10 protein-coding genes are annotated in these 12,197 nt (G+C 62.7%); 4 read left to right on the forward strand and 6 right to left on the reverse strand.

All coding sequences use genetic code 11. The features are described from left to right. Window positions 1–115 precede the first annotated feature (115 nt). A complete protein-coding gene (gene phnX / locus K5Y35_RS18095; RefSeq protein WP_128615979.1) occupies window positions 116–943 on the reverse strand; it encodes a phosphonoacetaldehyde hydrolase in 828 nt (275 codons plus the stop codon). Between the two features lie 145 nt (window positions 944–1,088). Further along, the gene (locus K5Y35_RS18100; protein WP_128615978.1) at window positions 1,089–2,198 is read right to left on the reverse strand and encodes a 2-aminoethylphosphonate--pyruvate transaminase; all 1,110 of its coding nucleotides are present in this window, start codon (window positions 2,196–2,198) and stop codon (window positions 1,089–1,091) included. Between the two features lie 112 nt (window positions 2,199–2,310). On the opposite strand from K5Y35_RS18100, the gene K5Y35_RS18105 reads away from it, so the two are divergent. Then, entirely contained in the window at window positions 2,311–3,171 is an 861-nt protein-coding gene (locus tag K5Y35_RS18105; RefSeq protein WP_128615977.1) for a LysR substrate-binding domain-containing protein, read from the forward strand. A 51-nt stretch (window positions 3,172–3,222) separates the two neighbouring features. Here the strand turns inward: K5Y35_RS18105 and K5Y35_RS18110 are convergent, their stop codons facing one another. Next, the gene (locus tag K5Y35_RS18110) at window positions 3,223–4,095 is read right to left on the reverse strand and encodes a LysR family transcriptional regulator (protein ID WP_123462326.1); all 873 of its coding nucleotides are present in this window, start codon (window positions 4,093–4,095) and stop codon (window positions 3,223–3,225) included. A 268-nt stretch (window positions 4,096–4,363) separates the two neighbouring features. On the opposite strand from K5Y35_RS18110, the gene K5Y35_RS18115 reads away from it, so the two are divergent. Both K5Y35_RS18115 and K5Y35_RS18120 read left to right on the forward strand, forming a co-directional pair. After that, window positions 4,364–5,689, forward strand: coding sequence for an MFS transporter (locus K5Y35_RS18115; RefSeq protein ID WP_123462327.1), 1,326 nt, complete (start codon window positions 4,364–4,366; stop codon window positions 5,687–5,689). A gap of 73 nt (window positions 5,690–5,762) precedes the next feature. Continuing rightward, window positions 5,763–7,154: an FAD-dependent oxidoreductase gene (locus K5Y35_RS18120; protein WP_222832521.1), complete on the forward strand. Its 1,392-nt coding sequence runs from the start codon at window positions 5,763–5,765 to the stop codon at window positions 7,152–7,154. A 22-nt stretch (window positions 7,155–7,176) separates the two neighbouring features. Here the strand turns inward: K5Y35_RS18120 and K5Y35_RS18125 are convergent, their stop codons facing one another. After that, the gene (locus K5Y35_RS18125; protein ID WP_222832522.1) at window positions 7,177–8,559 is read right to left on the reverse strand and encodes a type VI secretion system Vgr family protein; all 1,383 of its coding nucleotides are present in this window, start codon (window positions 8,557–8,559) and stop codon (window positions 7,177–7,179) included. Window positions 8,560–8,781: 222 nt separating this feature from the next. Between K5Y35_RS18125 and K5Y35_RS18130 the strand changes: the two genes are divergently transcribed. Next, entirely contained in the window at window positions 8,782–9,486 is a 705-nt protein-coding gene (locus K5Y35_RS18130) for a YebC/PmpR family DNA-binding transcriptional regulator (RefSeq protein ID WP_222832523.1), read from the forward strand. Window positions 9,487–9,588: 102 nt separating this feature from the next. Here the strand turns inward: K5Y35_RS18130 and K5Y35_RS18135 are convergent, their stop codons facing one another. Both K5Y35_RS18135 and zapE read right to left on the reverse strand, forming a co-directional pair. Then, on the reverse strand, window positions 9,589–10,902 hold the full coding sequence (locus K5Y35_RS18135; RefSeq protein WP_222832524.1) for a protein kinase: 1,314 nt from the start codon (window positions 10,900–10,902) through the stop codon (window positions 9,589–9,591). A gap of 52 nt (window positions 10,903–10,954) precedes the next feature. Beyond that, the gene (gene zapE / locus K5Y35_RS18140; RefSeq protein WP_222832525.1) at window positions 10,955–12,082 is read right to left on the reverse strand and encodes a cell division protein ZapE; all 1,128 of its coding nucleotides are present in this window, start codon (window positions 12,080–12,082) and stop codon (window positions 10,955–10,957) included. Between the last annotated feature and the right edge of the window lie 115 nt (window positions 12,083–12,197).

Here is a 12,197-nt window from a genome sequence, read left to right on the forward strand (position 1 = left end):
GCGGATTTGCCTGACGCCGATCGGTCATTCACGGCTCTGAATCAAGGGGTGGGGCAATGAAAAACGCCAGTGTCGGGCAGACACTGGCGTTTTTTGTTTGTCGCGAGCGACAGCATCAGCTCGATTGCGGCATTTCACCGTTGGCCAGACGCTTGTTGATGTCGGCGATCACTTGCGGCAGATCGCTGATGGTGTCGATCATGTAGTGCGGGCGCGAGCCTGCGAACAGGGCGTGGATACGCTTGCGCTCACTGGCCAGCACGTCGCTGCTCAGGGCGCGGAACCCTTGGTAATCCAGGCCCAGCGCATTGCCGGAGCAGATCAGCGCGACGGTCCACATGCCGGCACGACGACCTTCGAGAATGCCCGGCACGGTGTCGTCGATCTTCACGCACGCGGCCACGTCGTCGATGCCCAGCGCAATCACGTTGGCCAACGCCTGTGCCGGCCAAGGGCGACCGTTCGGCACTTCGTCGGTGGCGACCACGTGGTCGGCGATGTAGCCGTTGGTGGCGGCCAGCTGCACAACTTTATCCATCACCTGCTTCGGATAGCCCGAGCAGGAACCGATCTTGATCCCCTGCTGACGCAGATTGGCGATGGTCTCCAGGGCGCCGGGAATCAGCGCCGAGTGCTCGGCAATCTTTTCGATCTGCAGTGGCATGAAGCGGTTGTAGATCGCGGTGACGTCATCGTCGGTCGGTGTGCGGCCGAATGCCTTGCGATAGCGCTCGGCGACCTGCGGCTGATCGCACAGGGTGCGGATGTGATCCCACTTGCCCATGCCCATCGGGCCACGGGCCTCTTCGATGGAGACCTGTACATCGAATTCGGCGAAGGCCTCGACGAAGATCTGGGTGGGGGCGAAGGAGCCGAAATCGACTACGGTGCCGGCCCAGTCGAGGATGGCGGCTTGCAGTTTGTCTGGATTTACATAATTCATGGCAATCAATTCCTGAGTTGGCAATGCAATTCAAACAGTAGGAGTGAGCCTGCTCGCGATAGCGGTTGATCATTCAACAACGTCATCGACTGACGCGGCCTCATCGCGCGCAGGCTTACTTCTGCAGGGGATTTTTGTGTGGAGCTTAGATGTCGAGAACTTCCATCTCGCGCAGCACTTCACCGACTGCCGCCACGGCCTGGCGCATGTCGTCGGGGCTGACGTGGCCGATGCAGCCGACGCGGAAGGTTTCGACCTGGGTCAATTTGCCGGGGTAGAGGATGTAGCCCTTGGCCTTGACCCGCTCGTAGAAGTCCTTGAACTGGTAGCGCGGGTCTTTCGGCGCATGGAAGGTGGCGATGATCGGTGCCTGAATCGCGGCGGGCAGGAAGCTGCGCAGCCCCAATCCAGCCATTTCTTCCATCAGTGCCTGGCAATTGGCGACGTAGCGCGCATGGCGTGCCGACAGGCCACCTTCTTCGTTGTATTGCAGCAGGGCTTCGTGCAGTGCGGCGACCACGTGGGTCGGCGGGGTGAAACGCCACTGGCCGGTCTTCTGCATGTAGGCGTGCTGGTCATACAGGTCCATTGCCAGCGAATGCGAATTGCCGGCCGCTGCAGCCAGTGATTCTTTGCGGGCGAAGACGAAACCCATCCCCGGTACGCCTTCCAGGCATTTGCCGGACGCGGCGATCAGCGCATCGAACGGCACTTTTTGCGCATCCACCGGCAGTGCGCCGAACGAGCTCATGGCGTCGATGATCAGGCGCTTGCCGTGTTGCGCAACCACGTCGGCAATGTCCGGCAGCGGGTTGAGAATGCCGGTGCTGGTTTCGCAGTGAATCAGCGCGACGTGGGTGATGGCGCCGTCGGCGCGCAGCAGCCGGTCAACATCGGCGGCGGTGGTCGGTTCGTCTTCGGCGGTTTCGAAGGTGCTGAAGGAGCGGCCGAGCACTTCGCAGATCTTCGCCAGACGCTTGCCGTAGGCACCGTTGATCAGCACCAGGACTTTGCCGTCTCGGGGCACCAGGGTGCCGATCGCCGCTTCGACGGCGAAGGTGCCGCTGCCCTGCAACGGTACGCAGTGGTGAGTCGCCGCGCCGTTAAGGATTGCCAGCAATTGTTCGCAAAGGCTGGCGGTCAGTTGATTGAAGCGGTCATCCCATGACCCCCAGTCGACCATCATCGCCTGACGGGTGCGGGCCGATGTGGTCAACGGGCCGGGAGTGAGCAGGATGGGTTCGGCGATACTCATTCGTGTGTCCTCGGATTGCGCTGTGGGATGAAGCTACGGGGCATACGTTGCAATTCGCCGGTCTATCAATCAAATTGTTTGTTGTTATGCCAGCCATCAGTGAGAGTTATTCATGAACCTGTTCCAGTTGCGTGCCTTCGACGCCGTGGCCCGCGAAGGCAGCTTCACCCGCGCCGCTGCGCGGTTGTTCATCAGCCAGCCAGCCGTCACCGGGCACATCAAGGCGCTGGAGGAGCACTACCAGATCACCCTGTTGCGGCGCACGGCGCGACGGGTGGAACTGACGGAGGAGGGCACCAAACTCGCGGCGATCACCCGGGCAATGTTCGGTCTGGCCGAAGAGGCGCAGACCTTGCTCGAGGCGAATCGGCAGTTGCTGACCGGGCGCCTGGAGGTGGCGGCGGATGGCCCGCACATGGTCATGCCGATGCTCGCCAGCCTGCGTGCGCGTTATCCGGGGATCACGGTGAACTTGCGTCTGGGCAATGCTCAGGAAACCCTCGCGGCGCTGATATCGGAGCATGCGGACGTAGCGGTGCTGACCGAGGTCGAGCCGCGCAAGGGCCTGCATCTGCAGGCGCTGAGCGAGTCGAGGATCTGCGCGCTGGTGCCGGCGGGGCACCCTTGGGCGGCGCGCTCCGGGGAATTGAAGCTCAAGGCGCTCGATCAGGTGATCATGGTGCTGCGCGAACCGGGCTCGATCACTCGCCGCACCTTCGACCAGGCGTGCGCGCAGGCGGCGGTCAATCCACGGGTGCTGCTGGAACTCGATAGCCGCGAGGCGGTGACCGAGGCGGTGGCGGCCGAGCTGGGGGTTGGCGTGGTGTCGTCGGTGGAGGTCAGCCATGATCCGCGGGTGGTGGCGATTCCGATTGTCGGGGAAGGGCTGGTCAATCGACACATGATTGGCTGTATGGAGCGGCGGCAGGAGTTGCGCTTGATTCGGGCGTTCTTTGGTCTGGCACCGGCCTGATACACCGCGGTGCGTTCATCGCTGGCTTGCCAGCGATGGGGCCAGACCTGTTTACACCAGACTCTTGCGAACCATATCCAGGAACGTCGCCACCACTCGCCGCGAACTCTGCTCACGCAAACACACCAGCGTCTCGGTCAAGCGCCGGGTGCAATCGGTAATCGGCAACGCGCACACCCGCGAGTCCGCACCAAACTCCGCCGCCGACACCACCCCGACACCAATCCCCACCACCACCGCCTCGCGCGCTGCTTCCCGGCCTTCAACCTGAATCGCCGGGCGAATGCGGAACCCCGCACGGGCCATTTCTTCTTCCAGGGTCTGGCGCGTCACCGAGCCGTGTTCGCGCAGCACCAGCGGTGTGTCATCCAGGTCCGCCAGGCAGATCGACTCACGTTCGGCCCACGGGTGATGGCGAGAGACGAACGCCACCATCGGGTCGTTGCGCAGCGGTACACACAGCAGGCGTTCATCGCTGACATCACGCCCGAGCAAGGCCAGGTCGGCCTGGTAGTTGAACAGGCGAAACAGTGATTCATCGGTGTTGCCGGTCTCGATCTTCACGCTGATGCCCGGGTAGCGCTCGCAAAACCGCGCAATCTGCGGCAACACGTGCACCGGCGCATCCACTGCCAGTATCAGGCTGCCGGTCTGCAAGGCCTGGGATTCCTGCAACAACTCCTGTGCTTCAGCCTCAATCACGAACAGGCGCTGGGTGATTGCCAGCAGGCGTTCGCCAAGATCCGTCAGGCGTACCGACCGTTTATTGCGATGAAACAGCAGCACGCCGAAGCGTTCTTCGAGTTTGCGCACCTGGTCGGAAATAGCCGGTTGCGTGAGGAAAAGGCGCTCGGCGGCTTTGGTGAAGCTTCCATGGACGGCCACGGCGTGGAAGGCTTTGAGCTGGGCGTGGGACACCGACATGCAACCTCCAGTAATAAGCTGAGCTTATGTGTGAAATACGATAAATCGACTTTATTTATTAAACAGTAATTGCTTTGATCCGCTCACGCCATCGCTGACTGCCCGTTCGGGCAGCACGCTGGCGATGAGCCTGTGCGTGCAACCGCAGGACTCATCTGACCGCTATCGCCTTAGGGATGGGGCGTTGGCGCAGTGCTCAACAATAAAAAACACAGGCGTTTACTTAACGATTCTGCCGGCACACTCACACCCTGAGGTCAGAACCACAATGAACAAGCACATCGGCACCCTTGCGCGTTGGCGCATGCAGATTTTCGCTATCACCTGGCTCGCGTACGCCGCTTTCTACTTCACCCGCAAAGCGTTTTCGGTGGCCAAGCTGGGCATCGCCGAAGACCCGACGTTCATGCTCGACAAGATGGCCATGGCCAACCTCGATGCGATCTATCTGGCGGCTTACGCCATTGGCCAATTCACCTGGGGCATGCTCGCCGACCGCTTTGGCCCACGGGTCGTGGTGCTGGGCGGCTTGCTGATTTCCGCCGCTGCAGCGTTGGTGATGGGCAGTTTCGCCACGCTGCCGATCTTTGCCACCTGCATGTTGATTCAGGGCCTGGCGCAATCCACCGGCTGGTCGGGACTGTGCAAAAACCTCGGCAGCTTTTTCCCGGCGCAACAGCGGGGGCGGGTGCTCGGCTTGTGGAGCTCCTGCTACGCGTTTGGCGGTCTGGTGGCGTCGCCGTTCGCCGGCTGGTGGGCGTATACGCTGATCGGCACTTGGCACGCGGCGTTTATTTCCAGCGCGGTGGTGGTCGCCGTGGTGGCGGTATTGTTCTTTATCTTCCAGCGTAACAAACCGGAAGATGTCGGCCTGCCGGCCGTGGAGCCGGAGCCGGTCCTGTCCGCCGAGGAAACCGAAGCCAACAGCAAGCTCAGCGTCTGGGAGCCGTTGAAGGAAATCCTGCGCAACCGCACGGTGCTGGTGCTGGGCCTGGCGTACTTCATGTTGAAACCGGCGCGTTACGCGATTCTGCTGTGGGGCCCGGTGATCGTGTTTGAACAGATGCCCAGTGTCGGCAAGGTCGGCGCGGCAATCATTCCGACGTCGTTCGAACTGGCCGGGTTGCTTGGGCCGATCATGATCGGCCTGGCTTCGGACAAACTGTTCGGCGCCCGGCGCATGCCGGCCTGCGTGTTGAGCCTGCTGGCGCTGACCGTGACCCTGGCGCTGTTTATGGGCGCCTTGCACACCGGCAGTGTGTTGCTGGTGGTGGCGCTGCTGTTTGTCATGGGCCTGACCCTGTACGGCCCCGACTCGATGATCAGCGGCGCGGCCGCCATTGACTTCGGCAAGGCCAAGGCCGGCGCCACTGCCGCCGGATTCGTCAACGGTTGCGGCTCGGTCGGTGCGGTCCTTGGCGGGTTGCTGCCGGGTTATTTCGACTCGGTGACGGTGTTCATCGTGTTTGCCGGATGCGCGCTGTTCTCGGCGCTGGTGTTGATCCCGCACTGGAACAGCCGCCCGGTCGGCGTGATGGAGCCGCGTGCGTCCATTCCCAATTGCCCGCTGAAGATCAAACCCCTGCGTTCCTGAACCCCCTTTGCCTCGCGGCCTGCTGCGGTGTTCGCGGCAGGCTGTGTCGTGGCCATCTGACTGGAGACATCCCATGAGACCGTTTTGGCTGGCGCAGGCCCTGCAGGCCGACACCTCCGACACTTGCCCGGCGCTGCAAGGCGAAGTGCGCACCGACGTGTGCATCGTCGGCGGTGGTTACACCGGGTTGTGGACGGCAATCATGCTCAAGCAACAGAACCCCGAACTCGCTGTGTTGTTGATCGAGGCCGACATCTGCGGCGCCGGGGCCAGTGGCCGCAATGGCGGGTGCGCGCTGTCGTGGTCGGCCAAGTACTTCACCCTTGAGCGTTTGTTCGGTGTTGAAGAAGCGGTGCGCCTGGTCAAGGAATCGGAACGCAGCATCCACGCCATTGGCGAGTTCTGTGAACAGTACGGCGTCGATGCCGATTACCGCCTCGACGGCACGCTGTACACCGCCACCAACGCCGCGCAGGTCGGCTCGACCGATGCGGTGATCGCGGCGCTGGAACGCAACGGCATCAACTCGTTCACCCAGCGCCCGGTGGCCGACGTGCAGCGCATGGCCGGTTCCAGCAAGCATCTGGAAGGCTGGTTCTCGCCGGCGGCGGCCAGTGTGCAACCGGGCAAACTGGTGCGCGGCTTGCGCCGGGTGGCGTTGCAACTGGGGGTGAAAATCCACGAAAACACTGCGATGACCGGGCTGGAGGAGGGGCGTGCGGCGCGTATCCAGACGCCAGACGGCTGCGTCATCGCCGATCGTGTGGTGCTGGCGATGAACGCGTGGATGGCTCGTGCCTTCCCACAGTTCGAGCGCAGCGTGGCAATTGTCTCCAGCGACATGCTGATCACCGAGCCGCGCCCGGACCTGTTGCAGGACATCGGTTTGACCAGCGGTGTCACCGTGCTCGATTCGCGGATTTTCGTGCACTACTACCACAACACCCCGGACGGCCGGATCATGCTCGGCAAGGGTGGCAACACCTTTGCCTATGGCGGGCGGATACTGCCGGTGTTCGATCAGCCGTCGCCGTATGCCGGCCTGCTCAAGCGCAGCCTCGACGATTTCTTTCCGGCGTTTGCCGATGTAAAAGTGGACGCAACCTGGAACGGCCCGTCGGATCGCTCGGTTACCGGTCTGCCGTTTTTCGGCCAGATGAGCCACAGCGGTAACGTCTTCTACGGTTTTGGCTATTCCGGCAGCGGCGTCGGCCCGTGCCATATGGGCGGGCAGATTCTCGCCTCGCTGGTACAGGGGCTGGATAACCCGTGGACACGCTCACCGCTGGTCAACGGGCCGTTGGGCTATTTCCCGCCGGAGCCGATTCGTTACCTCGGCTCCTTGATGGTGCGCAACGCCATCCGCCGCAAGGAACGCGCCGAGGATCACGGTCGCCGGCCACGGCATCTGGATGTGCGCCTGGCCAGGTTTGCCGCGGCGGCGGGCAAGGCCGATAAAGGCTGACCACCCCTCCTGCCGGAAGAGGTCAGGGTGCATTCATTAGCCAGTCGAGCAGCAAGTCGTCGTTGTGCGTGATATCCCGGGGCCGGGGCTGACGTGAATCGGCGAGGCACAGGATCGGCCGGTCGGGATCGCCGTCGAGGAAACTCACCCATACCTCGCTGCCGGCGCAGGGCAAATCGTCGGCGCTGATGCGGCTACTGGCGCGGGTCATGGCGATGGGCAGCCACAGCGTGGCGCTCGCGTCGCAGGGTTCACCGTGCTCGGGCCAGAGCGTGACAGCCATGCGGCCTTGCTCGTCGAGTTGCGCCGGTCGCCCCGGTATTCCCGACACCTGCGCCAGGTGATAGCCGGCAATCCCGGGGCGCCGCTGCTTGAGCGGTGGACGGAAATCGGTTGACCAGGGCTGCGCGGTGAAGTCGTTGTAATAACGGTGCGCGGTCGAGGCCGGTTCGAGTATCGACGGGTGCTGCCCATGATGTTGCAGGTGGGTGATCAGCCATTGTTCGTTGAATTGGCTGAGCGGGTGTTCCAGCACTTGCAGCAAATGCCCGCTGAGCAAACTCACGCAGTCGCTGCGACCGTGAACCGAGCGCTGCTGACAGCGTTGCCGTTCCAGGTGCCGACGACTGCGTTGCTCGGCATGGCGCTGTGCCGGTGAAGTGGATAACGGCTGCGGATTCGTCGCGGTCTGATTGGCCGCCGCCTCACCGCCCGCCTGCTGGCCGCGATTGCGCACGGCATGCAGAGGCACAACGGGCGCGCCATGATGCTGCTGATACAGCGAACTGATCCGGGGTGACGGAGTCGGCTCATCGGCCTCGAACGGCAGCAACGTGGGCGACTGCGGCAGGCTCAGGCTGTCGTCGGCAAACACCACGACATGGCCATCCGGCCGGTGTTCGAAATGGTAGTGGATGCCTTCTTCTTCGCACAGGCGCTGCAGCAACGCCAGATCGCTTTCCTCGTACTGAATGCAAAACGGCCGCACCGGGTAATGGCCCACGGTCGTTTCAATCCGGTAATTGCCGCTCGGCAGCGCGTTTTCGAGTAACCGCTGGAGAATCTGCGGCACGCTCAGTTGCACGAAGACCCGGCGTTTGCCCGGCGCTGCCAGCCCGTGCAGGTGCGGCACCAGCTCCAGTCGGTAGCCGACCCGGTGCGTGCCGCGATGTTCGCAGCTGGCGCTGTGGATCACGCCGTGAATCCCGTGTCGTGAGTCAAGGCGCAGAAAGGCCTGTTGCTGCAACAGCGCTCCCGGCGGTATCGCGGGGGCGAGGCCGATCAGTTCGACGTCGAAACGATAAGGCTGGTTGAGGGCCTCTTCGCCGTCGAAGCGCAATACCGGCAGGATCAACCCGCTGGTGGTCAGGGTCAGGGTGAAGGGACTTTCCTTGTCATTGAGCATTCGCACGGGCTCTGTCAGGCAAAACGAAGCTCAGAGGGTACGAAACCACAGCGCTGATGGGGCAGGTTAAAGCTGCTTTTCAGAATCGCCCTACAAGGTGTGGTGAAGATCTCGATTTCGCAGGACGATTTTTTTGGTCGATTGACGACTTTAGGCCGTATAAACTTGGCGCCACGCGTCGGCCAATAGATGTCTCGGCGCCACAGATCAAGAGAGTGAGTAATGGGCGCACAGTGGAAGGTTAAACACAAAGAAGCGGCAGCCAACGCCAAGGGCAAGATCTTCGGCAAACTGGTGAAGGAAATCACCATCGCTGCCCGCAACGGTGCCGATACCGCCACCAACGCACACCTGCGTCTGGTGGTTGAACAGGCCAAGAAAGCCTCGATGCCGAAGGAAACCCTGGACCGCGCCATCAAGAAAGGCGCGGGCCTGTTGGGCGAGACCGTGCAGTACCATCGCGTGACCTACGAAGGGTTTGCCCCGCACCAGGTGCCGCTGATCGTCGAATGCGTCACCGACAACATCAACCGCACCGTCGCCGAGATTCGCGTGGCGTTCCGCAAGGGTCAACTGGGCGCCTCCGGCTCCGTGGCCTGGGACTTCAACCACGTCGGGATGATCGAAGCGTCGCCGGACACCCCGGACGCCGACCCGGAAATGGCCGCGATCGAAGCCGGTGCCCAGGATTTCGAAGCCGGCGAAGACGGCGCGACCCTGTTCCTGACCGACCCGACCGACCTCGACGCCGTGCAGAAAGCCCTGCCGGAGCAGGGTTTCATCGTGTTGTCGGCCAAGCTGGGTTATCAGCCGAAGAACCCGGTCAGCGGCCTGAGCGACGAGCAGATGGCTGAAGTCGAAGCGTTCCTGGAAGGCCTCGACAACCACGATGACGTGCAGGACATGTTCGTCGGCCTGGCTGGCTGATTGGTTGTATCAGTAAGTGCCTCATCGTGAGCCGGCTCGCTCCCACCGTTGCAATGCATTCCAAGGTGGGAGCGAGCGGGCTCGCGATTGACCGCGCAGCGGTCACTGCTTCGCCAATACCTCGATGACTTCACTGAAGCCCGGCCGCGCCAGCACATCTGCCTGACAGCAGCGCCGCTCCAGATCTTCCAGCACGCCGCGCCGTTCATCACTCAGGCCCGAGTCGATGCGCGCCAGCAGTTCCCCCAGCAAGACGCCGAACGCCCGCACTTCGAGGCGTTGCAGTGCGCGGGTTTCCAGGGTGTCGGTGGTGGCATGAAACGACGCCGCACCGAAATCCCCGAGCAGGCAGTCGCCGTGCTCGTTCAACAAAATATTGTGTCCGTACAGATCACCGTGGGTGATGCCTTGCCGGTGCAGGTGTTCCGCCGCCGACGCCACGCCTTGGGCAATGCGCAACGCCACGTCGGCGCTGAACCGGCAATCCTCGGCGTAAACATCCCGTGAGCACGACGCCAGGCTCGGCAGACTCGCGAGGTTGCGGTAGCTCGGGTCGATCAGTTGCATCACCAGCCCTTGCTGGTCGTCGGGGTGGGCGCCGATGCGACCTTCCACCCGAATCAGATTGGGGTGCAGTCCGGCGGTGATGCAGGCATTCATTTCGTGCAGCGGCGAGCCGTCGCTGGTCATCTCGCCTTTGTACAGTTTCACCGCCACCGGTTGCGCTGCACCGTCGTCGCGCAGCCAGAGCGCCCGGGAAATCACCCCGGAAGCGCCTTCGCCCAGTTGTTGTTCCAGGCGCAGCGCCGACCAGTCGATCGACGGCGTGGCATCCAGGGCGCTGGCGTCTGCCTCGGTTTCCAGCGGGTTACCGGCGTAGGCCAGCCAGGTCAGGCTCGGCAGCGTCAATAGCCACTGCGGCAGTTCGGTCAACCGATTGGCGGCGATGCGAATCAGCTCCAGGCGATGGCAACCACTCAGCGCTGCGGGCAGTGCTTGCAGGCGATTGCCGGCCAGCATGAGCTTTTGCAGGTGAGGACGTTCGCCGAGCGCGTCAGGCAGGGTTTCGATGTGGTTGTCGGTGAGGATCAGCCAGCGCAACAGTGGCGGCAGGGCGGCAGCGGGCACATCGACGATTGCATTGGCCTTGAAGCCGATCATCGTCAGCGCCGCGCATTGGCCGAGGCAGGCCGGCAGTTCGGTGAATTGATTGTCCGAGCAAAACAGCACGCGCAAACGCTTCAGGCGATGCAGGTCATCCGGCAGGCGGCTCAAGGCGTTGCCGCTGAGGTTGAGGATTTCCAGGGTATCGGCCAGGTCGAAGATCTCCGCCGGGAACTCGGTCAGTCCGCAAGACAGGTCCAGACGGGTGATGCCCGACAACTCGCCGGCACGCAATTGAGCAAGGGTGTGCATAGAAATATTCGCATCAGAGTCGCAAGAATGGCCGTCATCATAACGGCAGCGCCTACGCCGGTGGAATTTCCTGTAACTGGCCCAGACGGCTGCGGGTGCGGGCCAGGTCGATGGCGTGGCCGGCGAGGCTTTCGCGCAGTGGCAGGCGGCCAAGCAGGGTCAAGTGTTTGTCCTGGTCGTAGAGCACGTCGATCAGGTTGATGAAGCGTTGTTGGGCGGCGATCGAGCATTCGTCCAAGAGCGGCAGGTCGTCGATGACCCAGTGGTCGAAACGCCGGCACAACTCCAGATAATCCATCACCGCCGTGGGTTGTTCACACAGATCGTTGAAGTTAAAACCCACGCGGCTGCCCTCGCATAAACGGGCCTGAAAATGTCGGGTGCCGACCGGCAGTGCCAACGGCGGCGCATCCTGTTGCGGCAAGTTGAGGTCACGGCGCTGGGCTGCGGTGGCTGGCCATACGTAATGGCCCTGAGTAAACAGCTGATGCGCATGGTTGCGCGCATGACTGCGGTAATCATGCGGACCACCGACTTCCATGACCTGCATGCGCGCGTTGATCAGCTCGATCACCGGCTTGAAGCGAGCGTGGTACAGCGGATTGGGCAGCAGGCCCTCCGGTGCATAGTTAGAGGTGACCAACAGCAGGGTCCCGCGCTGGAACAGGGCCTTGAACAGCCGGGTGATGAGCATCGCATCGCCGATGTCATGCACATGAAACTCGTCGAAACACAGGACCTGACAATCCTCCAGCAATTCATCCAGGGTCATGGCGAGGGCGTCGTCGTGCTCGCGATGCCGGAACATGCCCTGATGCAGTTGCGCGAAGAACTCATGGAAATGCAGGCGGCGTTTGCGGCTGATCGGCAGCGCCTGGAAGAACCCGTCGAGTAACCAGCTCTTGCCGCGTCCGACGGCGCCATGCAGGTACAGGCTCGGCGGCGTGTGTGCCGGGGTCGCGCACAACAGACTGGCTTGCTGCGCCATGCAGTCGATCACGCGCTGCTGACTGTGGCTGAGGGTGTAACCCTGGCTCTGGGCCTTGAGCCGGAAATAATCACGGATCGACTGGGCGCTGGCGTCTTGCCCTGCGTGCGCCGGCAAGCCTTTGCCGAACCAGCGGCGCAACGCTGGCCAGCGTTGGGTCAGACGCGATCGTTTGGACGGTCGGGCGGGCACTTCAGGATCACTCCGTATTTATCGGGCCGGATCCCCGGAGTGGGGCGTCGTAGTGTAACCAGAGGTCGGTCCGGCCATCCACCGCGGCTCGTCGAGAGAGGGCGGTCACTGAACA

The organism is Pseudomonas sp. SC3(2021) (genome assembly GCF_019856535.1).
In the GTDB taxonomy this organism is placed as follows: domain Bacteria; phylum Pseudomonadota; class Gammaproteobacteria; order Pseudomonadales; family Pseudomonadaceae; genus Aquipseudomonas; species Aquipseudomonas monsensis.